The 23,275-nt window shown below is 56.1% G+C and carries 20 protein-coding genes; 18 read left to right on the plus strand and 2 right to left on the minus strand.

Annotated elements, in window-relative coordinates; all coding sequences use genetic code 11:
• Positions 1-336 precede the first annotated feature (336 nt).
• Together rpmE and prfA are read left to right on the plus strand one after the other, a co-directional pair.
• Complete coding sequence (gene rpmE, locus PKY88_08315; protein HOQ05200.1) at positions 337-576, plus strand: 50S ribosomal protein L31; 240 nt, start codon at positions 337-339, stop codon at positions 574-576.
• A 93-nt stretch (positions 577-669) separates the two neighbouring features.
• Complete coding sequence (gene prfA, locus PKY88_08320; protein HOQ05201.1) at positions 670-1,761, plus strand: peptide chain release factor 1; 1,092 nt, start codon at positions 670-672, stop codon at positions 1,759-1,761.
• Here the strand turns inward: prfA and PKY88_08325 are convergent.
• Positions 1,758-2,462 carry an isochorismatase family protein gene (locus PKY88_08325; protein ID HOQ05202.1) on the minus strand — a complete coding sequence of 235 codons (705 nt, stop codon included), beginning with the start codon at positions 2,460-2,462 and terminating at the stop codon, positions 1,758-1,760. The two genes, prfA and PKY88_08325, sit on opposite strands and share 4 nt — an antisense overlap.
• Between PKY88_08325 and trmB the strand changes: the two genes are divergently transcribed.
• The 16 genes from trmB to PKY88_08405 all read left to right on the plus strand — a co-directional run bounded on the left by trmB (position 2,447) and on the right by PKY88_08405 (position 21,170).
• Positions 2,447-3,286, plus strand: coding sequence for a tRNA (guanosine(46)-N7)-methyltransferase TrmB (trmB, locus tag PKY88_08330; protein ID HOQ05203.1), 840 nt, complete (start codon positions 2,447-2,449; stop codon positions 3,284-3,286). The genes PKY88_08325 and trmB overlap by 16 nt on opposite strands.
• The gene (gene rsmG, locus PKY88_08335) at positions 3,283-4,002 is read left to right on the plus strand and encodes a 16S rRNA (guanine(527)-N(7))-methyltransferase RsmG (protein HOQ05204.1); all 720 of its coding nucleotides are present in this window, start codon (positions 3,283-3,285) and stop codon (positions 4,000-4,002) included. The genes trmB and rsmG overlap by 4 nt, the downstream gene beginning before the upstream one ends.
• A gap of 591 nt (positions 4,003-4,593) precedes the next feature.
• A complete protein-coding gene (locus tag PKY88_08340) occupies positions 4,594-5,721 on the plus strand; it encodes a DUF1573 domain-containing protein (GenBank protein HOQ05205.1) in 1,128 nt (375 codons plus the stop codon).
• A gap of 127 nt (positions 5,722-5,848) precedes the next feature.
• The gene (locus tag PKY88_08345; protein HOQ05206.1) at positions 5,849-6,961 is read left to right on the plus strand and encodes a hypothetical protein; all 1,113 of its coding nucleotides are present in this window, start codon (positions 5,849-5,851) and stop codon (positions 6,959-6,961) included.
• Between the two features lie 261 nt (positions 6,962-7,222).
• Positions 7,223-11,218: a secretin N-terminal domain-containing protein gene (locus tag PKY88_08350; protein ID HOQ05207.1), complete on the plus strand. Its 3,996-nt coding sequence runs from the start codon at positions 7,223-7,225 to the stop codon at positions 11,216-11,218.
• 21 nt (positions 11,219-11,239) lie between these two features.
• On the plus strand, positions 11,240-11,557 hold the full coding sequence (locus PKY88_08355; protein ID HOQ05208.1) for a hypothetical protein: 318 nt from the start codon (positions 11,240-11,242) through the stop codon (positions 11,555-11,557).
• Positions 11,558-11,650: 93 nt separating this feature from the next.
• Positions 11,651-11,932: a GIY-YIG nuclease family protein gene (locus PKY88_08360; protein ID HOQ05209.1), complete on the plus strand. Its 282-nt coding sequence runs from the start codon at positions 11,651-11,653 to the stop codon at positions 11,930-11,932.
• Positions 11,933-12,139: 207 nt separating this feature from the next.
• Positions 12,140-13,843 carry a type II secretion system ATPase GspE gene (gene gspE / locus PKY88_08365; protein HOQ05210.1) on the plus strand — a complete coding sequence of 568 codons (1,704 nt, stop codon included), beginning with the start codon at positions 12,140-12,142 and terminating at the stop codon, positions 13,841-13,843.
• Between the two features lie 84 nt (positions 13,844-13,927).
• Positions 13,928-15,139 carry a type II secretion system F family protein gene (locus tag PKY88_08370; protein ID HOQ05211.1) on the plus strand — a complete coding sequence of 404 codons (1,212 nt, stop codon included), beginning with the start codon at positions 13,928-13,930 and terminating at the stop codon, positions 15,137-15,139.
• A 17-nt stretch (positions 15,140-15,156) separates the two neighbouring features.
• Positions 15,157-15,588, plus strand: a complete 432-nt coding sequence (gene gspG, locus PKY88_08375; GenBank protein ID HOQ05212.1) for a type II secretion system major pseudopilin GspG — start codon at positions 15,157-15,159, stop codon at positions 15,586-15,588.
• The gene (locus PKY88_08380; protein ID HOQ05213.1) at positions 15,554-16,129 is read left to right on the plus strand and encodes a hypothetical protein; all 576 of its coding nucleotides are present in this window, start codon (positions 15,554-15,556) and stop codon (positions 16,127-16,129) included. The genes gspG and PKY88_08380 overlap by 35 nt, the downstream gene beginning before the upstream one ends.
• Positions 16,113-17,057: a type II secretion system protein gene (locus PKY88_08385; GenBank protein ID HOQ05214.1), complete on the plus strand. Its 945-nt coding sequence runs from the start codon at positions 16,113-16,115 to the stop codon at positions 17,055-17,057. Before PKY88_08380 ends, PKY88_08385 begins: the two co-directional genes overlap by 17 nt.
• 2 nt (positions 17,058-17,059) lie before the next feature.
• Positions 17,060-17,845, plus strand: coding sequence for a hypothetical protein (locus PKY88_08390; protein HOQ05215.1), 786 nt, complete (start codon positions 17,060-17,062; stop codon positions 17,843-17,845).
• Complete coding sequence (locus PKY88_08395; protein ID HOQ05216.1) at positions 17,846-19,219, plus strand: type II secretion system protein GspK; 1,374 nt, start codon at positions 17,846-17,848, stop codon at positions 19,217-19,219.
• Positions 19,220-19,233: 14 nt separating this feature from the next.
• Positions 19,234-20,667 (plus strand): hypothetical protein, encoded by a 1,434-nt coding sequence (locus PKY88_08400; GenBank protein ID HOQ05217.1) that lies wholly within the window; start codon positions 19,234-19,236, stop codon positions 20,665-20,667.
• The gene (locus PKY88_08405; protein HOQ05218.1) at positions 20,667-21,170 is read left to right on the plus strand and encodes a hypothetical protein; all 504 of its coding nucleotides are present in this window, start codon (positions 20,667-20,669) and stop codon (positions 21,168-21,170) included. The genes PKY88_08400 and PKY88_08405 overlap by 1 nt, the downstream gene beginning before the upstream one ends.
• Here PKY88_08405 and PKY88_08410 read toward each other — a convergent pair.
• Positions 21,167-23,221: an ATP-binding protein gene (locus PKY88_08410; protein ID HOQ05219.1), complete on the minus strand. Its 2,055-nt coding sequence runs from the start codon at positions 23,219-23,221 to the stop codon at positions 21,167-21,169. The genes PKY88_08405 and PKY88_08410 overlap by 4 nt on opposite strands.
• Between the last annotated feature and the right edge of the window lie 54 nt (positions 23,222-23,275).

Below are 23,275 nucleotides of genomic sequence, written 5' to 3' on the forward strand. Positions count from 1 at the left end.
ACACTTTTTTGTCGGCCTCCGAAAGACCAAAATCTCTATAAACTTTTGAAAGACCAGAACTTATAAATTTTCTGTAATCGATTCTCCCCCCGAAGAATCCATCTAAACGGCTATTGTAGAAGGAGTTAGCATCCTGTCAAGTCCAAAAACGGAAAAAATCGGTTATCCGTCGTCGGTCATCCGTCTTCCATCAAAAAAAGAGCGAAACGATGCCGCTTGCAGGACGCCGGCGGTCGGCCGCAAAATCAACTTCTTTCCCCAAAACCTCTTGCTTTTTCTTTTTTTCCCGCTAAAATGCTGTGTTTTCGATATGGACATAAATCGGGAGTTAAAAAAATGAAAGAAGGCATTCATCCGGAATATCACGTAGTCAAGGTCCGGTGCGGCTGCGGCAACACCTTTGAAACCCGCAGCACCGCCAAGGAAATCCATGCGGAAATCTGCTCCATGTGCCATCCGTTCTACACCGGCAAGCAGAAATACGTCGACACCGCCGGACGCATTGAGCGCTTCCAGAAGAAGTTCGGCTCCGTCGAGGAGTACTTCAAGAAGAAAGACAAGCAGGACAAAGCGTAGCTCAATCGATTACCCTCTTACGCTGTTGACCTCTGTCTTACCGACCGAGGAGCGGCAGCGTAATTTTTTTGTCCGCATTTTTCAAACACGGCCATGGCGGAATCCCAAAATCAACTGATTGTCCGCAAGCTCGAGCAGCTGGACGAGCGCTGCCGTCAGATTGAGCAGCAGATTACCGACCCGCAGGTGGCCTCCAACCCGGCCCGCCTGGTGCCCCTGACCAAAGAGCAGGGCAAACTGGCCCCGATTGTCAGCCGCTTCCGCGAATACCGCCGGCTGGAAAAGCAAATCGAGGAGGCCGCGGCCCTGCTGAACGAGCCCGGCTCCGACGGCGACCTTCGCGAACTGGCCGAAGCGGAAATCAAAGAGCTCGAAAAAAAGAAAGACGCCCTGCTGGAGGACATCAAAAACGCTCTGGTGATGTCCGACGATGCGGCCGTCGGCTCCATCATTATGGAGCTGCGGGCGGGGACCGGCGGCGAAGAGGCGGCCCTGTTCGTGCGCGACCTGTACAATATGTACCACCGCTACGCCGACAAAATGGGCTGGAAGGTTGAACTGATGGATTTTTCCCCCACGGACCGCGGCGGCTTTCGCGAGCTGATTATGAACATCAAAGGCCCGGGCGTCTGGGCCCATCTGGGCTACGAAGGCGGCGGCCACCGCGTCCAGCGCGTCCCCGAAACCGAATCCCAGGGACGCATCCACACCTCCGCCGCCACCGTCGCCGTCCTGCCGGAGGCCGAAGAGGTCGATATCGACATCAAGCCGGATGATGTGATTGAGCATGTCAGCTGTGCCGGCGGCCCGGGCGGACAAAACGTCAACAAAGTCGCCACCGCCATCCGCCTCGAACACATCCCGACGGGCATCGTCGTGAGCATGCGCGATGAACGAAGCCAGCACAAAAACCGCGCCAAGGCCTGGCGGGTCCTCCGCAGCCGTGTGTACGAATACTACCAGCAGAAGGCCCATCAGGAACGCTCGCAGGCCCGCAAATCCATGATCGGCTCCGGCGACCGCTCCGAACGCATCCGCACCTACAACTTCCCCCAGAACCGGCTGACCGATCACCGCATCAACCTGTCGCTGTACTGCCTGGACAAAATCATGCTCGGGGATATGGACGAATTGATTGCCGCCCTGCAGGATTACGACCGCCAGCGCCGGCTGGAAAATCTCTAATCCAGCGCCTCCGAATCGGCGGCCACTTTAACCAGGCGGCCCTGGCAGCGGTCGCAGGAGCAAATCCCGACCTTCTTGAGATGGGTGTTTCCGACAAACGATTTGCTGTCAATCAGCCGCGCCCCCTTGGCCTGCATCTGACGCAGCGCAATTTCCGCGGCGTGCTTTTCAAACGAGCCGACGGCATCGGCCAGCACAATCACATTGCGCCGGCGCAGCAGAAGCCCCAGCACCAGAAACTTCACCGATGTTTCAATCGGCGCCCCGATAACCAGAAAATCCGTCGCCTTCACTTCGCTGAGCATCCGGTCGGCCCGCGGCTCCTCAAACGGGTCATCGCTGCGGATTTCCTGAATCACCTGGTCGTAGCGTTCAAACAAATCCCGCGGAAAATCCGTGTAGCCGTCGGAGGCATACGCCAGCGAACGGGCCAGATGCGTATAGCGGATCTTTCGAGCCCCCTCCGTGCCCGCCAGACAATACGACGGGCCGTGATGAACGCCGTCGTTCTCGAAGACGCGCACCGTCGAAATCACGCGGATATGCTCCTTGCGCACCCAGGCTATCACGCGTCGGATATTGGCCAGGATGCGGCGGTGGTTGCGGATGCACGCCTTGCCCTCCGCGGTGAACAAATCGCGCTGCGTTCCCACGTCAATGAGAATCCGCCGTCTGCGCAATGTCAATGCCGGCCGTATCATACCTGACCTTCTTTCTGTCGGTTCTGTCCGGCGACCCTGCTCTTTGTACGCTGGGCAGGGCAAACCGTTCGGGTCCTTTGGGTGTATCGAACCGCCGGCGGCTTGACTTTATTAGTTTTTCCGGGCAAAATCGGTTTTTCGGGCGAGACGGTGCCGATAAAAACCGCAATATTTTCAAAAAAATCCAAATGCATAAGAAAATTGTCTTAAATCCGGCGTATCTTCTGGAGGCGGACTCCCTGAACGGGCCTGTTGATTGGGCCGCGCTGTTCGGCCGCACGGCACCGGTGCATATTGAAATCGGCTCCGGCAAGGGGACGTTTCTGGTGCATCAGGCCGCCGCGTTTCCGCAGACGGACTTTTTGGGGATTGAATGGTCCGCCGAATATTACCGGCTGGCCGTCGACCGCATCGCCCGCCGCCGGCTGACCAATGTGCGGATGATTCGCACGGATGCGGCCGATTTTCTCCGCCGGCACGTCGCCGACGGAACCATCGAAATGATCCATCTGTACTTTCCAGACCCCTGGCCCAAGCGACGGCACCACAAGCGGCGGTTCTTCAGCCGCGACAATCTCATTCAAATGCTTCGCTGTCTGCAGCCGGGCGGATGGATTAACTTTGCAACCGACCATGCCGATTACTATGAACAGGCCCGACGGATCGCACTGGAAGCCCAGACCGACGGGCGTGTCGAAACAGTGCCGTTTGTTCGGCCCGCCGGCGCCCGCGAAGGCGAGATGACCGGCACCAATTATGAACGAAAATATCTCAAAGAGGGGCGGGCTGTTTACACCCTCACCCTGCGAAAGAGTAAACCATGAGTGAACTGCTGTCTCTGGATGATTTGCAGGCCCTGCTGCAGCGGCACAGCCGCACCCTCGAGCGGCTGACCGAACGGCTGCTGGCCGAAAACAAAATCCACAACTTGACGCGCATCACGGATTCCGAATCCGTCCGCATCCGCCATTTCCTCGATTCGCTGGCGGCCCTGAAGGTGCTCGAACCATTCGCCGAAGGCCGGACGCTCAAGTGCATTGACATCGGCTCCGGCGCCGGTTTTCCTGTGCTGCCGCTGGCGATCGCCCGTCCGAACTGGCGGTTTGTCTCGGTGGAAGCCACAGGCAAAAAGGCCGCCTTTCAGCGGAAAGTGATTGCGGAGCTGGAGCTGAAGAACGTGGAGGTGGTGGCCGAACGCGCGGAGGAGCTGGCCCATCAGAAGCGCTTTCGCGAGCAGTTTGATGCGGCCCTGACCCGGGCGCTGGCGGATTTGTCTATTGCGGCGGAACTGTCGCTGGGGCTGGTGCGGCCCGGCGGACGCCTGCTGGCCTGGAAGGGGCCGAATATCGAGGACGAACTGAAGCGGGCGCAGGGGGCCCTCATCCAGATGGGCGCCTCCGTGGTCAAAACGTTCGAATATGTCCTGCCGACCGAACCGACCCCGGCCCGAATGACCCTCATCGCCGCCGAAAAAACCCACCCCACGCCCCCCGACCTGCCGCGCTCCTTCGCCCAAATCAAACACAACCCCCTGAAATAAACTTGCGTGCATGACGAGACACAGCTCAGACCGGCGGCCTGTCCTCCGTAGCTTCAGCGAAGAAAGAAGGCGAGAATCCATCTTTTTAAGAAGCTTCCGGCAGCCAGAAAAATCTGAAATTCGAAACGAAAAAACCAAGCATCAAAAAAATACGCGGATTGCTTTCGGGCTCGCTCTTTCTTCACCCTTCCTTTATTTTAATTCCGAATTTGCTCCCAAAACCCGGTCCACAATAGCCCCGGGCGTAAGCCCGGGGAAAGGAGATAATATTTTTGTTCTCTTTTTCCCCGCCCTTGCGGGCGGGGCTATCTTCCGGCGGACAGTGTCCAGCTGCCAGTTATCAGTCATCAGTGAGCAGTTATCAGTCATCAGGTATCTTCTAAATTCATTTGTTTTCCTTCTTCGCTTTTTTTCAAATCTGTGAAATCTGCGCAATCTGTGGTTAAAAAGTTTTTCCGTCCGCTGCAACTGCCCTCCTCAAAAAGGGACTTGCCGAAATCTCCGAGGTTGTGCTAAACTTGCAGTCTTTCTTAGCCGTAAAAGTCAAAAGGGTAAAAAAACCTGTCTATCCAGCAACGGAAAGGTAGTGATATGAAAAGAGGACTCTTTGGATTCTTTTTTGTTTTTATTCTCGGAATTGCTTTGATTTTCGGCTGCAATGAAAGCATGGCCGGCCAGGCCGATGCGGGCAAGACTTCGGTAAAACAGGAAACCCCCGCTGCAACCCCCAGCCCGGGACCTGCGCCCGCCGGACCGGCTAAGCCCGCTGAAACAAAAGAACCCAAGAAGGAAGACAAGAAATCCATCGACGGCCCAAAAATCCTCGTCACCAAGGAATTCCACGATTTCGGCGAGATTGGACCGGGGACCTATCATACCTGCACCTTTACCTTTAAGAACATCGGAAACAAAACATTAAAGATTGACCATGTCCAGAGTACATGCGGCTGCAGCGTCCCCCAGTTAGACAAGAAAGATTATGAACCCGGCGAGTCCGGAACAATCGAGGTAAAATTCCACGCCCCGACCACCAGCGGAGAAACCAAAAAGCAGCTGTATATTGTCAGCAACGATCCTTCCAACGACCGTGCCCAGCTGGAGTTACGCGCGGTGGTGCAGGTAAACGTCCAGACCGAACCGACGGAAGTGTCCTTGATGCTCAACAAGCCCAACGCCGGTCTGGGGCCTATCAAGATTAAAAGCACAGACGGCAAACCCTTCCGCATCACCAAATTCACCTCGCAGGCGGATGCCTTTACCTGTGTGTTTGACCCGAATGCCGCCGCAACAGAGTTTACCCTGACTCCCCAGGTCAATCTGGATGTATTGTCCAAAAATCCAACCGGCGTAATGACCTTCGAGGTGGACCATCCGCAGGGCGGCATCCAGATGGTCCGATATAGTGCCCTTCCGCGATACGAAATCAACCGGCCCCGGATTATCCTCCAGAACGTCAAGCCCGGCCAGAAAGAGCAAAAAGAGGTCGTCATTACCAGCCATTACGGCGATTCGCTCAAGATTGCCAAGTCCGCTTCCCGTGCCGGCCTGATGAAGATTGTCAAGCAGGAAATCAAAGATAACGCGCTGACCTTGACGATAGAGATTACGATGCCGGAACGGGAAACAGCCACTCGGCGGTACTTTTCCGACGAATTGACGATTCAATTCGACAATTCCCAAGAAGTGGAAATCCGCATCAGCGGCTGGTTTAAGAATTAAAGACCTTTTTATACCTCTTTCCGTCGCACCCAAGCGGTTTATCCAAGGAACCGCCGGCAGGACAGATTGTCTAAATTGACAGAACAAGAGTGTTTTCGTGTTTTTCGGCAGGTAAAGGCGGCTGACTATGCTCAAAGCACTGCGTATCGCCAGTCTGGCAGCTGTGATATGTGCCGTCCTCGTTCTGGCGGCGGTGGCAATCCTCGGCTTTCGGGGCGACCCGGACATCGAGGCCTTTCTGGCCAAAGAAGGAGTGGTTGAACAGTTTCGCAAGAAAAGCCAGACAGCACCCGCCGCCAAGTCCGATGCCGTGTCTCCGCTGGAGCAGGCCGCTAAGGCCTTTGCCGTACGGATCGACCCGCCGCCTCCGCCGCCGCCCCCCAAGCCCATTGAACCTCCCAAGCCGCCGGAGGTCAAACCGCCGCAACTGCCCAAACCTCCGGAGCACAAGCAGCCCACACTGAGTGCCAAGTTCACTCTGATTGCCACAGCCCGCTATCCGGACCATCCGGAAAAGTCGATGGCTCTGCTTCAGAATGTCCAGAACGAATACAAATGGTATCGGCAGGGTGAACAGGTCGGCCATCTGGTTATTCAGGAAATCAAGGACGGTTCGATTGTGCTTTATCAGGGCGGCAAGTTTAACTCCGAACTCTTTATGCCGGCCGCTCCGCCGACAAAATCCCTGCTGAAATCGGATGAACAAATCGCATCTTCTGCTCCAACAAGGCCTACATCTGTGGGTTCTTCCGGTGTCTCGGAAGAATCGGGCGAAGGGACTGAAGCCGGCCCGTCTGCCGTCTCCGCCGAAGGGAAGTCCGTTCCTTCCCGCACCCAGATTTCCCGCACCCCTCGACCGCAGCCGACTTCTGTATCTCCTCGGATTACTACCACCCTGCGAACAACAGAAGAATTGCCTGCCGTTGAAATGAGCCCCGAAGAGCAGATTCGGTCCATCGATGAAAGCATATCTGCTATTGAAAATATTATGAGACAGAGCTCTCAGGAGGGGCAAACGGAAGAAGAACGTCAGGCCGAGCAGCAGGCCTGGCAGGAGCTGCTGAAGGTGCTGGCCAAAGAAAAGGAGGCGGCTGTTCAGTCGGCTCAAGCCAAAAAGCCCGCGGAACAACCCTCTGAAGAATCCGCCGAAAAAGAAGAGAAAGCCGAACCGTCACCGTCGGAGGAAGGTCCCCGTCAGGAAAGCACTGAGAAATCAGAAAGTTCCGAGAAAATCGAATAATCCGTTGAATCCGCCCCTCTTTTATCCGATAAAACCCATCGAGCGATTTTCCTGTCTTTTCAGGGAACCCGAATACAGCCCGATGGTCTGAATAGATAGAGAATTTCTGTGAGAAAAAGTCCTGAAAGAAGACGGAAAAGTAGTATGGGCAGGCGCCCATAACCGATAAATAGATAAATACAGGATAGTTTCGGAAAGGCATCGCGGGGAGCGATTGACCTTTCCCTGTGCATTTTGACAGCAAACTGATTGGAGCAAGATATGCACTCGAACCGTTGCGGACGACCGGCAAGCCAAACAAATCGGCGACTGGTTATCGGCTTATTGGCTATCTGGTTTCTCTCGTACGAACAAATCTGCCCGGCCGGCGAACCGTCCCGTTCGGGGGTGGAGCGCAGCCGCCTGTATCGGACGAATCACCGCACAGCGGAAGAAATCAAAGCAACCCTGCTCCAACTGGGAATCGGCCGGCGTGTGGACGCCCTTTCCGACAAGATTCTCATCGTAACCAGCGACCAGTCGGACGACTTGATACGGGCCTCGAGTCTTCTTCAGATGCTCGACCATGCAAGTGTGCGCATCCTCAAGCAGTGGCAGCCGACAGATGCCGGTCTTCCGAGTACGGAATATCTGTTTGAACAGATGAAACTGTCAGAGCTTCAGGCAGGAACCCTGCTGGACCCGCCGGCCAGCAACGCATCGGACCCTCTGCTTCTGGACGAATACAAAGGGGGGCTGCTGGCCGTCGGAAGTGAGGCGATGATTGGACAGCTCGAACAGATTATCAATCAATGGATTGCCAAACACCAGCCGAAGCCGACCGCTGCGCCTGCACCGTCTGCAGAGACAACCCCTGCGCCCGCTTCCGCCCCGCAGACCGTCCCGACCACTTCGGCGGCACAAGAACCGAATCAGCCCCAAACCGAACCTGCTGCGGCGGCTCCATCGGAGCCCTCCGCTGAAACACCACCCCAGCCAACCGCGCCGGCATCTGCGGCTGAACCCAATCAGTCCGCCGCACCTCAGGAAGAGGATTTCTTCAGCCAGGAACTGATGAAGGCCCTGACAGCCGCTCAGGAGAAAGCCGAACAGCTTCAGAAAGAAATTGAAGCAGAAAAGCAAACCGCCCAAGACCAGGGCGAGGAAGAACAGGCCCTGCTGGATGTGATTGAAGCGCTTCGCCGGCGTGCGGAAACGGAGGAGACCGCCGCCGCAGAAGAACCGAATCAGCCCGAAACAGCCGCAGAAAAAACGCCCGCTGCAGAACCGCAGCCGCAGAATATCCCAACCTCTCTGCTGGCGCGCCTGGAGGAGCAGTTGTCTCGGCAGGAGCAGCAGATTGCTGAATTGAAGGCGCTGCTGGCGGAACGAAGCAAGGAGCAGGAAAGGAAAGTGCAAACCGCACCAGCCCTGCCGGAACCGGTGATTCCGGAAGGGGAGAAGGAGCTGGAGCTGACGATTACCCTGCCGGAAAAGGTGGAAATCACCCAGCTGATTGAACTGGTCGGCAAGCAGCTGGGGCTCAACTATATGTATGACCCGACTCAGGTGCGCGGCGATGTGCAGCTGAAGATTCACGATGGAAAAATCAAGGTCAAAGACACCTACGCGCTGCTCGAGTCGGTTATGCGGTTCAAGGGTTTCGTAATGACCCGGCGAGGCAATCTGGTTACCATTGTTCCGGCCAGCCAAATCAAACAGGCCGACCCGGTGATTATCTCGCCGGATGAACCGATTGTTCCGGGAGATGTGATTGTCAGCAGTGTTTTCCAACTGAAACACATTTCACCGGCGGCGGCCCAGAAGATGCTTACAGACCTGCAGCTGGGAACCTCCTTTGTACCGGTCAACGAAACCAACACGCTGATTGTAACGGATTACTCCTACCGAATGGACCGCATCAATCAGGTGATTGCGCTGGTGGACGTGGCGGGAGAGCCGAGGCGTTTTGCCTACCGTCAGCTGCAGTATACTTCGGCGGCGGACATTCTCAACAAACTGAAGACGCTGACAGCCCAGATGAGCGGCATTTCGGTGGCCTCCGCCCCCAGCTCGGAAGAGGGAGCGGCCGCCCGCTCCGCCGCTCCGGTTGTCCAGCGGGATGCGCAGGGGCGGGTCATTGCAACCCGTCCGCAGCCGACGCCTCAGCCGGCCGCCGCAGCTCCGACAGCGCCTACCCAGGACACTGTATTCCTGGACACCGATGAACGGACCAACCGGATTCTGATGATTGGGTATGCCGCCCAGATTCAGACCATTCAGGAGCTGATTGACACGCTGGATGTGCCCAAGTACTACCTGCGATATGTGCGTGAATACTTTATCCAGCATGTAGAGGCGGCGGAGGTCGTGACAGCTCTGAATGAACTGGGGCTTGCCAACGTGAGCGTCGGAACCCAGACTGCCTCCCGCCAGACGGCAGCGACACGGCCGACACTGGCCCGCACAACCCAGCCCGGTCAGCCGGTTCAGACCGTTCAGCCGACCGCTGCTCCCGCAACCGCAGCAGGCGGAGAAGACCAGCCGTACATTTCGATTCGGCCCAATACCAACTCGCTGCTGGTCAATGCGACCAAAGATCAGCACGAGGCGATTGAACTGGTGATTTCCCATGTGGATGTCAAGCAGAAGGACCAGCGGACGATTCAGGAATATGAGATTCAGAATGTTGATGCCCTCTCCGTCGTTAAGACGCTGGAGGATTTGGGGATTATTGCGCCGGGCAAGAGCGAAGAGAGCCGCAGTCAAACCCGCAGCACCGCCGCCGGCACACGCCAAACCGCCGGGCAGATGATGCAGCCCGCCCAGCCGGAGATGCCGACGGCTCTGGCCCTGCCGACCATCGAAGGCGAAACCGTGACGGAGCTGGCGGCGGCTCAGCCGCAGATTGCGATTCTCGAATCGACCAACTCGCTGCTGGTGCACGCGACACCGCGACAGCACGAGGCCATCTCGCTGGTTATCGCCCACGTGGACCGCACACTCGAGCGGGTTTCGACGCCGTATGTGGTCTATCCGCTGGAAAATCAGGACCCGGAAGAGCTGGCAGAGGTGCTTAATGAACTGATACAGGAAACGATGCAGCAGCAGGCCCAGAAGTCCTCGCCGGATGCCAAGATACAGACCGCTCCGACCCCAACGACGGCTCCTCTGCCAACCAAGGAAGAAGAACGCATTCGGATTATTCCCGACCCTAAGACCTATTCACTGATTGTGTATGCCAACAAGAAAAATCAGCAATGGGTCGGCGACCTGATTCGCGAACTGGACCAGTACCGCCCGCAGGTCCTGCTGGACTGCACACTGGTAGAGATTACTAAGAACGAAAAATTTGAATACGACCTCGATATTATCTCGAAAACTTACAGCGAAACAGATTTGCGTTCAGGCACGGGCAGCGGAGCTTTAATCGGCCAACTGGATTCGTTCACAAGCGACCGCTATGCCGACGCGAGAGTCACAACATCAGCTGAAAAAGATGTTTTCAAAGCGTTTTACAACAGCGCCCATGTGCAGGGGCTGCTGACCGCGATTCAAACCAAAGGATACGGGCGCATCATGGCCCGGCCGAAAATCTTAGTTAATGACAATCAGGAAGGAGAAATCAAAACGGAAAATCAAACCTCCATTGCTCAGCAGAAGAGCATTGTTCAGCCGGCCACCGGAACTTCACCTTCCTACACCACAACTGACGTGAGTTTCGCAGATTATTCCTCCGGAATCACCCTGAAAATCAAACCTCACATCAGCAAAGGGAATATGCTTCGGCTGGAAATCAGTCTGAACCGCAAGGACTTTGATTTCTCGCGCGGAAAAGATGTTACTGTTGCCGGAGAAACCTATCCGCGGCCGCCGGATTTGCTTTCCACGGATGTCAACACGGTCGCCACAGTCCCGGACGGCACCACCATTATTTTAGGCGGCCTGGAAACAATCAAACAGTCTAAAGGCACGTCAAAAATGCCCCTCATTGGGGATTTGCCGATTGTAGGCGGTCTATTTCGCGGCGTAGATGATTCCGGCCAGCAGGGCAAGCTTTACGTGTTCGTGAAGGCCAACATTATTCGCCCCGGCGACCGCGGCGGAATGGATGATATGCGGCGGGTATCCGGGCGGAACCGGCGGGCGTTTGAAGAGGAAGAGCGGCAGTTCCAACGGGCTCAGGACTGGCCGGGGATTGAGCCAAAACCGATGGAGCCGGAACGGGTGCTCGAAGAAGATGAAATCCAGACCAGCGAGGAAGAACAACTGTATTAAACCGGCAGAGAAAGGTCGAGTTTGGAGAACAAGAATAGATTGCCGCCTTCCTTCTTCGCTAAAAGCTTTGAAGGACAGGACGCGGGGACAGGAGGAATGGATTCCCGCCTGCGCGGGAACGACAGAGACAAAGGGAACGACAGGGATAATGGGAAGGGCAGGGATAACAAGAATGACAGAGACAACAAGGACGAAAAGCTGTGGGAAGAACAGAGGCAGTGGGAAGGAGGACAGGTCGCGGGGACAGGAGGAATGGATTCCCGCCTGCGCGGGAATGACAGAGACAGCGGAATGACAGAGACAACGGGAAGAACGCAGACAGGAAAAAAGATTGACTGAAAGGAACGACAAGACAAGGGAAGGACAGCAAGGTGCGAGAACGGCACCAGGGGCGAAGCAACCTGTCACTCCCGCGAAGGCGGGAGTCCAGACATGACGTATTATGTCTATATCCTGGCCAGTCAGCGAAACGGCACCTTGTATATCGGCGTTACAAACAATCTGAAAAATCGCGTTTTTCAACATAAAACGGAAAAAGTAGAGGGGTTTACACAAAAATACGGAGTGAAACGGTTGGTTTATTTTGAGACTTTTCGAAATATCCGGGACGCCATTGTGCGAGAAAAACGGCTGAAAAAATGGAATCGTGACTGGAAGATCCGACTGATTGAAGAAAAGAATCCCGCGTGGGATGATTTGTTTGAAAGGGTGTGAAAGAAAAGGTGCGGGGACAGGGAGGAATGGGTTCCCGCCTGCGCGGGAATGACAGGGACAAAGGGAAGGACAGGGGCAGCGGGAAGGACAGCGGCAAGGACGGCTGAGAACAAACAAAGGACAGCCGGATGTGAAAATGGCAAATGCAGCCGGAAGAACAAAGCCGGCCAGTAAAAGCACGGCTGTAAAAAGAAATGAAATAAAAACATGAAAGAATTATTAATCGAGACGGCCCGACGGACCGGGATTATCAAGCCGGAGGCCTTGGAACAGTACCTGGCCGAGCACGCCGACGATGCGCGCCGCATCGACGAGATTCTGCTGTCAGCCCCCCAGTTTACGGAAGAGGCCGTTCTGCGGCTTCTGGCCGAGACGCTCGGGCTGGAGTATGTGGAGGAAATCGACGCATCGACCGTGCCGGCGGCGTTCATCGAGGCCGTTCCGGCGCCGTACGCCCAGCACCACTACCTGATCGGCTTTTACCGCAACGGTCAGGAGGATGTGATTACCATCGCCGTCGCCAACCCGATGAATCCGCTGGTGGTGGACAACATCGCCCGCAAACTGCACAAGCCCGCCGAGATGGTGGTCAGCTCCCGGGCGGCCATCACAGCGGCCATCGACGTGGCCTATGAACAGAAAAATACGGTCATCGAAGAGGTCGCCGAGGAACTGGATTCGCAGAATCTGGACCAGCTGGTCGATGAGGCCCAGAGCAGCGACGACCTGCTGGATGTGGTCAACCGCCCGCCGGTCATCCGGCTGGTCAACGACATCCTCTTTCGGGCCCTCCAGATGCGGGCCAGCGACATCCATGTGCATCCCTACGAGAACAAAATCCAGATTCGCTACCGCATCGACGGCATCCTGTACGACACGCTCACGCTCAACCGCAATGTGCTCTCGCTGGTGATTTCGCGCATCAAGGTGATGGCCGGCATGGACATCGCCGAGCGGCGGATGCCGCAGGACGGACGCACAAGCGTGCGCATCGGCCAGCGGGAAATCGACCTGCGCGTCAGCACGGTGCCGACCAGCTACGGCGAGCGGGCGGTCCTGCGAATCCTCGACAAAAGCACCGGACTGCTGACGCTGGAGGAGCTGGGGCTCTGGAAAGAGGACAAAGAGGCCTTCGACCGGATGATTACCCGCACGCACGGCGTGATTTTTGTAACCGGACCGACCGGCAGCGGCAAAAGCACCACCCTGTATGCGTGCCTGAACCGCATCAACGCCGTCGAGAAAAACGTCATGACCGTCGAGGACCCCATCGAGTACCAGCTGGAGGGCATCAGCCAGATGCAGGTGTCCGCCAAGAAGGGGATGACCTTCGTAAACGCCCTGCGGCATATCCTGCGTCAGGACCCGGATGTGATTATGGTCGGCGAGGTGCGCGACCGGGAGACGGCGGCGATGGCGATTCAGTCCTCGCTCACCGGGCACCTGGTGTTCAGCACGCTGCACACCAACGATGCCGCCGGCGCGGTCAGCCGACTGCTGGATTTCGGCGTCGAGCCCTATCTGGTCAGCTCGTCCCTGATTTGCGTACTGGCCCAGCGCCTGGTGCGGAAGATTTGTCCGGACTGCAAAACCGTCTATCACCCGAACGCACAGGAGCAGCGCGAGCTGGGCCTGACGGACATGCCCGCCGGCGAGTTCTTCTACACCGGACGCGGCTGCAGCAAGTGCTTCGATACGGGCTACCGCGGGCGAACGGGAATTTATGAACTGATGATTGTCAACGATGAGATTCGGGAAATGATTTACCGATGCGAGACGGCCGGGGCGATTAAGAAAAAGGCCCTCGAATACGGAATGAAGACGCTGCGGATGGACGGCGCCCGCAAGGTGCTGGCAGGCATTACCACCATCGCCGAAGTCCTGCGGGTCACCCAGTCCGACAGCATGTAAAAGAATAAAGAAACCACGGATTACACAGATACAATTAAAAAATCCGTGAAATCCGTGGTTCCAGAAGAGCATCAGGACAGTCCAGTGCCGAGATTCAGTTATACAGCGATTGGAAGCGGTCAGAAGACGGAAAAAGGCGTGATTTCCGCCGAGAGCGCCTTTGCCGCCCGCAAGATGCTGCGCAGCAAGGGCCTGCATCCGACGGAGGTCACGCAGATTACCGCTGAGACCGCCGGCCGGTCGTTTCACTCCGTTTTCGGCAACAAGAAAAAGACCGTGGCGGCGTTCACGAAAGAACTGGCGACGATGCTGCGGGCGGGCATCAAGCTGACCGATGCGCTGTCGGTGCTGATTCAGCAGATTCCGGACCCGCAATTAAAGAATGCCATTACGGATGTGCGCGACCGTGTCGTGACGGGTGAGTCCTTTGCCGAGGCCCTGAGCGAATACGAGGCGTATTTTGACCTGATTTATGTGAGCATGATGCGGGTCGGCGAGGTCACCGGCACGCTGGAAGACAGCTTAACCACGATGTCCAATATGCTCGAAAAGCAGCGGCAGCTGGAAGAAAAGATGACAACCGCGATGATGTATCCGGCCATTCTGCTGACCCTTTCCGTGGTGGTGGTGCTGATTATTATGATTTTCTTCCTGCCGCTGATTACCAATGAGCTGGTCAAGGTCGGCCAGACCTTGCCGCTGACAACGCGGGCCCTGATGAAGATTTCCGACCTGCTGACCAGCGCCTGGGCTTTTGTGATTCTGGGAGTGCTGTTTGGACTGAGCTGGCTGTACAAGCGGGCGGTCCGAACGGAGCGCGGAACGGCGCTGCGCGACCGCTTCCTGCTGGCCCTGCCGGGGTTCGGCCCGCTGATTAAGCAGCGGATTGTTTCACGGTTTGCCTCTACACTGGCTACGCTGCTGAGCTCCGGAATGTCGATGGCTGAATCGCTGCGGGTCGTTGCCCAGGTGACCGGCAATGCCGTGATGGCCGAAGCCGTCCGCCAGGCCCGCGAGCGGATTCTGTCCGGCTCCGACATCGCCACACCGCTTCGGGACAGCGGGGTTATCAGCCCGTCGATTGCTCATATGATTACCGTCGGCGAAAAGAGCGGAGAACTCGAACAAATGCTCCGGATGATCAGCCAGAATCTGGAGGCCGAGTCGGATGTAGTTATTGAGCGGCTCAGCAAGTTCGTTGAGCCGATTATCATACTCTTTATGGCTGGTTTGATCGGTCTGATTGCCTATGCGACAATGGTTCCGATTATCAAATTCTCTGTTACGCAATTTTAAGGCAAACGGAGGCTGCTATGAAACACACAAATAGACGGACAAAAGGATTTACGCTGGTGGAAATTATGGCCGTGGTGCTGATTCTGGCACTGCTGATGGGAATCGCCGCCAAAAACTTCATCGGAATGACGGACAAGGCGCGCGTAACAACCACCAAAGCCACCCTGAAGGAGCTGCACGCGGCGGTCAATATGTTCAAGCTGGACACCGGCCGCTACCCCACAGAAGAAGAGGGGCTGCGGGCTCTGATTGAGCAGCCCTCGGACGTCACCGGCTGGACCGGGTATCTGGAAACCACAGATATTCCCAAAGATGCCTGGAAGAATGAACTGGTGTATGTCCTGAATCCGGAAAGCGGAAAGCCCTTTGTCATCATCAGTTACGGGGCCGACGGCAAAGAGGGCGGCGAAGGATATGATGCGGATCTGTACAGCACCGATGTGGAATAAGCACTTCGGATATGTGCTTCTGGAGGTGCTGATTGTGGTGGGGCTGCTGGCCTTCCTGCTGTCGCTGGGCGTTATCAGCTACAGCGCCCTGTGGGGCGGCCGACAATTTCAGCATCAGGCCCAGGAGCTGGTTAACCTGTTCCAGATGGCCCAGGAGGCCTCCGCTCAAAGCGACCGCCGCTACGCAGTAATTCTGGATTTTGTGGAACAAAAATATGTGCTCCGGCAGTTTGCCTCGCTGGATTTGCAGACCATTCCGGAGGAGGAGGCCGTCATTCACACCGGATACTTTACAGACCGGTTTCAGCTGGACTATGTCCTGTATGATGATTTGGAAGACACACGCGACAAAGAAAATGTCACAGAAGCCCGATTTTATGCGGGCCGTTCCGGCTGGCAGTACGGCGGCAAGGTGGTTATCCGCGATGGAGACGGCAATCCCTGGAGCATACTAATCTCGCGGATGGTTCAGCCGGTCCGGCTTGTGGAAGGCGATGTTCCCATCCTGCTGCCTCAAAAACCCGATGAAATGCGATTTTAAACAATCTGTTCGCCGCAGCGGTTTTACGCTCGTCGAGATTGCCGCCTCTCTGGCGATTCTGGTCGGGCTCCTGGCCTCTGTTCTGGTCGTTATGAACCAGGCCGTCGGAGCTTCGATGGAAATTATTGAGCGCCGCAGGGCTTTTGAGACGGCCCGGGAAAATCTCGAATCTCTCCTGACCGCATCCGCCGTCAGCGATCAGATGGAAACCGGCTACAGCGAACGATATCCGGAAATCCGCTGGGAACGGCGGGTGGAGCCCTTTTATGAACCCATCAGCAACCGAATGTGGATACGGGCCGTCAGCAGCGCCTTTTACCGCGACCGCGACGACCAGGAACAGGCGGTGGAGCTGGAACAGTGGCTGACCGGTTTGTCCGCCGAACAGGTCAAGCAGATTTTGGCCCAGCAGGAGCTGGAAGAAAAGATTCTGGACGAACTGTATGGAGAAGAAGAAAAAGCTCTCGAGGAAATGACAAAAGTCTGTCTGGAGCAGGCCGGACTGGATGCGGCCGCCTATGAAAATCTTCTTCAGCGCCAGCGGCGGCAGAAGGTCGCCTATCTGATTGAAAACGGCCTCAGCAAAGAATATGACCAATTGGTGGAAACGCTCGAGAATGACAAGTCTGAATTTCTTCAGAAACTGGGAGTAAACTTTGACCGGCTGAATGACTGTATCCGGTATCTGCAGGACAACCCTCAACTGCTGCCCAGTCGGGGCGGGAGTCCCTCGGAAATTCCGGAGGAAACCTCCCCGGATTCGCCGGCCGAACCGTCTGATGAGCCCGAATCTCCGCAGAAACCCGAGGAAGAGACCGCATCCGAGCCCTCTCTTCCGGAAGAACCGGACTGTCCGTTTGACTGCAGCAAAATTGATCCGTCGCTGAAACCGCTTATCTGCCAACTGACCGGCTGCTGCTGCAACTGAAAATGAAACGAATCGTCCCAAAACATCTTGGTCCGACCGGCGGATTTTCGCTGGTGGAAATGCTGGTTGTAGTCGCCCTGGCGGCGATGATTCTCATCGGCGTTCTGGGAGTCTACCAGCGTCTGCGGGCGGATGCATCCGCCCTGACAGGCAAACTTGACGAAACCCGTCTGGCCGAGGAGGTCCTTCAGCGAATTGCCGAAGACATCGACCGCATTGCCGCCCCGGGCTTTGATGCCGCAGTACAGGTCCGCAACAAAATTGACAACGGTTTCGCCTCCGCCCAACTGACGCTCGAATCGAAATTCTACAGCGGCCAGCCCCCTCAGCCGCGGATTTATGAGCGTGTTATTTGGCAGACGGCCTATGATATGGATGAAGGGGGTTTGATTCTGTATCGAATGCATGGAGGGCTCAATGTGGAGGACAAAGTCCTCGACGAGAATAAGAGTCTGGAGGAACAGACCCTTTTCGTTCCGACCGTCTCCGGGCTGACTTATTTTAAGGTGGAAGCCCTGGACAATGAACAGGCCGCCGCCGTTTGGTCAAAAACGGAACTTCCGAAAGGGCTCCGGATAAGTGTGTCTTTCGCACCGATGGAAGAAGGGCCCGACGGCAAATGGTATGTACCCGAAGAGAAAATCCTCCAGCGAACGGTTGCAATTGACCGGATTCGTGCAATTGCCTATCGGTTTCGCCCGAAAGTTTTGGACGTAAATGATTTCCTGCCGGAAGAATCTGTTCCGGAAGAGCCGAATCAAGTGGAACCGAAAACCCAGGAGCGATAAATGAGGCATTCACGCGGGCTTGTACTGGTAGTGGTGCTGATGGTTCTGGTTGTACTGACGGCCATGACCACCGCCCTGAGTTTGTATATTCAGCACGCCAAAAGACGCGTGAATTATATGATCGACTATCAGCGGGCACGCTATGCCTGCGATTCGGCCTTAAAATATGTCCTGTCGGTGATGCCGGAGCAGCAGTACCGCCTTGCATCCCGCGAGGGGCTGCCGGATTTTTCCGATTTGTTCTGGCTGTCCCAGGAGGACTACGCCGCATATCTTCAGGCCTGGCTGGATGTAGCAGACGAGGAGAAACTCCAGCAGGTTCTGGATTTGTCCGGCCTAACGGAAGAAGAATCCGAACCGCAACAGACCGACTTGTCGCTGTCGGAAATCCTGTCCGCTTTCGTGCAGCGAATGACAGACCCGAACGCCTCCGAAGAAACTCCTGCTGAAGAAGAGCCGAAACCGATTGACCCGCTCAAACTGGTCGTGCCTGGACCGTACGGGCCTCCCTGGCCCCTGGTGTCCAAGCCCATCGAATTAACCTTCGGAGAGGCGGAAGTCACCATCGAGATTGAAGATGAAAACGCCAAAATGCCGCTGGGCTGGGCCGTCTCCGCCAACAAAGCCGCCAAGGCGGCCCTGACTACGTTTTGTGAATGGATGTCGATGACGCCGGAGGAAATCGAAGGGCTTCACAAAGAATGTGCTCTGATTCAGGAACAGAAAACCTTTGTGATAGACCCGCAGCCAATCCTGATCAAATCCCGCACAGCCGCCGCAGCTCAGCAGACCGCTGCACCCGCTCCGGGCGGCACCACTTTCCGGACAACTCGACGTTTGCCGGGCCAGCCGACCCAGCCGAATGCACAGCCGACGCAAAACCAACCGGCTGCTCAGAGCACAGATGTTCTGCGGCCGGCCATCGCACACGCGGCGGATTTCGGCAAACTGTTTCACAGTTCCCTGCTGGACCTGGAAGGCCTGGCTCGCAGCCGGATTGACAGCGGCCTGCGAAATGAATCTCCCCTGCGGTATCTGGCCCTGTGGGGCTCTCAGGAAGTAAATATCAACACAGCTCCCCGTCAGGTGCTCGAAGCGGCATTTATGATGGTTGCCGAGAAACCGGAAGAGCTGGCGAAGACCGTTATTGAACAGCGACAAAGCAAGCCGTTCAGCACCCTGCGGGAACTGGAAGAACTGGTTCCGGAAGAAACTTCGAACCTGCGCTCCGCGGCACCGTATCTGACAACCCAGAGCGTCTTTTTCCAGATTCGAATTGTCAGCCGCTGCGGGAACGCCCGCTGTGCCGCTGTCGCAACGGTATTCAAAGACCAGAAAAAAGTGGAACTGCTGGCCGTGCTCTACGGCCGTTAAACAGGAGATTGGATGTGGAATCAAAATTCGTAATAGGTATTGCCGTAGGCCGACAAGAAGCGGAGGTGGTTGTTCTTGACATCAGCAAACCGGAGCCGCAGGTAGCCGACAGCTTTCGGGTAAGTCCGGAGCCGGATGCTTCAGAACTTCTTTCGCTTGGGGCGGCTGTCGCCCGGGCTGTACGCGCCAAAAACCTGCTGTACGAAGAAGCGGTTGTTTCTCTTCGGAGCGACTTTTTTGCCCAGTATCCTCTGCGCTCGGCGTTTTCGGAACCGCGTCAGATTGACCATACCATCAAGTATGACGCAGAAGAAGCCGCCGCAACAGACGCGGCTTCATTAGCGGTGGCTTACGAAGTAGTCCGCATCCGCCCGGACGGAGCGGATGTGATGGTCTATGCGGCCGACCGGCAGACACTCACCGACCTGCTGCTGGACCTTCAGGGGGAAGGTCTGGACCCCGTTATGATGGAGCCGGAGGCCGTCTCGCTGGCGCGGGCTCTGGAGCAGGTTTCGCCTTCGTTCCGGGAAACCGGCACTCTGTTTGTCTGGCTGTGCGGGGGGCAATGTCTCCTGCTGAAAAATGCCAACAAAGGACGGGCTGTTTACTTCCGCCGAGTTCTCCTGGCCGGAAAGGATGACCTTACGGATTCGCTTGCCCGACAGATTCAGTTAACTTTGGCCGGATGGGCCTGCGGGGAACCGGTTGAAACGGTTGTTCTGGCCGGCGAAACGGAACACATCCGTCCTGACGTTCTCTCGCAAAAACTGTCTCATCCCGTCCAAACAGAAACCCTTCGCTGGCCCGGCGAATCATCTGCCGACTCGGTTCTTGCGGCGGCGGCATGGGGTGCGGCGCTGTCGAGCATTCATCGAGGACGTCGTGCGGACTTCCGCCGTGACTTTCTGCCGTATCAGGGACGCAGGAAGATGCTGCAGAAATCTCTCCGTACCCTGAGCATTTCCCTGACGGTTATTTTTGCGGCCGTCGGACTTTATTTTCAAATGAAATCCCTGCGGCTCCAGGCTTATATCGCCCGTCTCGATGAGAAAGTTGTTGCCGAATACAAAGGATGTATGTACGGCCAAAAGCCCCCGTCCAACCAGCCGATTCTAACCCGTCTTCGGAATGTGCTCCGTCAGGTGCGTCAGCGTCAGGAGGGATTCGGCGGCGGCGATGAGGGGTCTGTGCCTGCCCGCCTGACATTCCTGATGGAGGCCCTGAACAAAACGCCGTCTTCCGTCGATATGCAGATTCAGCAGATATCCATTACAGAACGAACGATTCGCCTGATTGGCGATACGGACGGCAGACGCAGCACGCTGCAGCTTCTCGACGAGTTCAAAAAACACCCGAAACTGGATGTAGAAAGCAACCAGATTTCTCCGGCGCCGCCGCGGGATAAGTTCGAAATTGTTCTTCAGACCAAGAAGGAAGGAGGTGCCTGATGCGAAAGGATTTCTGGAAACAGCCGGATTTCTTCTTTGTTCTGCTGCCGGTCCTGGCGGCGCTATGGGCCCTGCTCAGCGGTCTGGTTTTTTACCCGCGCTATATCAAAGCGTGGAACGACAAAAAAGCCCAGTATGCAGAAGCCGCTGTCCTAATCGATCAGATTCTTCAGCTGGAGCCGGCCCGAGTCCATTACCAGGAACAGGGCGGTCAGAGCGGGGAGTTTGACTATACAACCGAGGTCGACCGCTTTACAAAAGAATTCGGAATCAGTTCGGGCAGTTATACGCTGAACGTTCGCCAGGCCATCAAGCAGAAAGGCAAAACACGCAAAAGCGCCGATTTGTCATTTAAGTCCGTAAAAGTCGAAACGGCGGCGGGGTTCCTTTCCGCTATGCTGGCCCGCTGGCCGGATTTGCAGTGTGAACAAATCGCTCTGGACAAAGCCGGAACCGCCAAAAACGAATGGAATGTGAAATTGCGGCTGGTGTATATCTATTAACGGCCCAGCGTAATCTGCAGGCAAAGGTCGCTGAGTTCCTCCACTTGTTTTTGGAGCTCATCCGGCTGAACACTCCCGCCCGTTAAAAATTTCTGAAGACGGGCGGCTTTTTCCGTCAGTGCAAGCCGATGGAATCGACGCCCCAGCTCCACGAGGCGTCCAGCGTGCTCGGCAAGCGTTTCATAATCACTTCGGGCATAACATTCGCGAATCTGTTCTATCAGGGCGGGCAGTGTTTCATACAGGTCTTCCGGACTTTCAGGCTCCGGAGAGGAGCTTTCGCCGGGAACCGAAGACGCCGCCTGAACTGACAGAAAAGAACGGAGGGTTTCATAGAGCTGACTTCGTGAAACCGGCTCAACCAGAACAGCATTGCTGCCTGCAATCTTAAATTGCTCCGCCGTCTTTTTCGACGTGTCGGATGTAATCACTACTATCGGAAGCTGTTCATCGAAATTGCGCAGTTTAGCCGCTGCTTTGCGGGCCTCCTGAACCTTCTGGAGAGCTATCAGCACCAGATTAAAGGGATTCTGCTTAAGCTCCGCAAGCGCCTCACGCAGGCCCTGAACAACGCACACGTCCAGACCGGCCCGGCGCAGCAGCAGGGAGGCGTGAATCGGATTGGGCGGATCGCTGTCAAGCAGAAGAATGCGGCCGATACAGCCGATATGACGTTCATCCTCCTGCGGCACATGGGCGGGAACTGAAGGGTCAGCCGCCGTGTTCTGCATCGGCTCCACAAAACAAGGCAAAATCAAAGAAAAGGTACTGCCTTTTCCGGGCTGGCTGGCCAGCTCCACATGCCCGCCCAACAGTCCCATCAGCCGGCGTGTTACAGCCAGCCCCAGACCTGTCCCTCCATATTTACGGCAGATAGAAGAATCCGCCTGTGTAAAGGATTCAAAAATCAGGGTCTGTTTTTCCGGTTCAATTCCGATGCCGGTATCCTGCACATCAAAACGAATCCGCTTTTGTCCGGCGGCTGTCTCCGGATAAACACGCACCGACACCCGTCCCTTCTCCGTAAACTTTATGGCATTGCCTACCAAATTCAGCAGACACTGACGAAGCCGCATTGGGTCGGTATAAATAACTCCGGGCAATTCCGGGGAACAATCCGCCTGAAAGTCAAGACCTTTGGAGCGGGCCGAATGCTCCATCAGTTCGGCCACCTCTCGAACAACCTCCGCGCAGGAACAGGGAACCATTTCGATACGCAGCTTGCCGGCCTCAATTTTTGAAAAATCAAGGATTTCATTAATCAGGGTCAGCAGATTCGAGGCAGAACGCTGAATCGTCCGGACATACTGCCGCTGCTCCTCCGAAAGGTTTTCTTCCTGCAGAATCTCTGCAAATCCGAGGATGGCATTCATCGGCATCCGCAATTCATGACTCATATGCGCCAGAAATTCGCTCTTGGCGCGGTTGGCCGCTGCGGCCTCCTCCGCCAGAATGCGGGCTCTCTCAGCGGCGGCGCGCAGCTGACGGTTGGCTTGTTCGATGCGGCGGTTGGCCAGATGCAGCTCATCCTCGGCGGCCTTTTGCTCCGTGATGTCCTGAGCAAACACAATGACGCCGGCCACCTGCCCATTCTCATCCCAATAGGGGATGCGGTCTGCCAGAACCCATCGAACCCGATTGTCGGCGGTTACGTACTTTCGAAGCTGCTTATAGAGGGGCTGGCCGCTCACAATCACCTGCATGTCTTTTTCGAGGGCCTTTTGAGCCCCGTCAGGAAATAACTCATAATAATTTTTTCCGACCAGTTCTTCCACGGAAAGCCCCACGGATTCGGCGGCACAGCGATTGGCCCGCAGGATTGTTCCCTGACAGTCGCGGTACCAAATCATTGCCGGCACGGAGTCAAAGATTGTGTGGAAATCCTTCTCCAGCCGCTCGAGTTTGGCCTGAAGCTGTTTTTGCTCTTCCAGAGACTGAATCCACTTTTGATGGGTTTCCCGAAGCAGCTCTTCCAGGGGCATTGTTCCGCCTTCGGGCAGTGCATGGCTCTGAGAAGGGCGCTTTTGCCGAGCTCGGTCTGTACTGAACATTTCAGACTGTCCCTTTCCGGAGGCCGACATTTTTTCGCGGACAAGACAAATACA

The organism is Anaerohalosphaeraceae bacterium, assembly GCA_035378985.1.
GTDB lineage: Bacteria > Planctomycetota > Phycisphaerae > Sedimentisphaerales > Anaerohalosphaeraceae > JAHDQI01.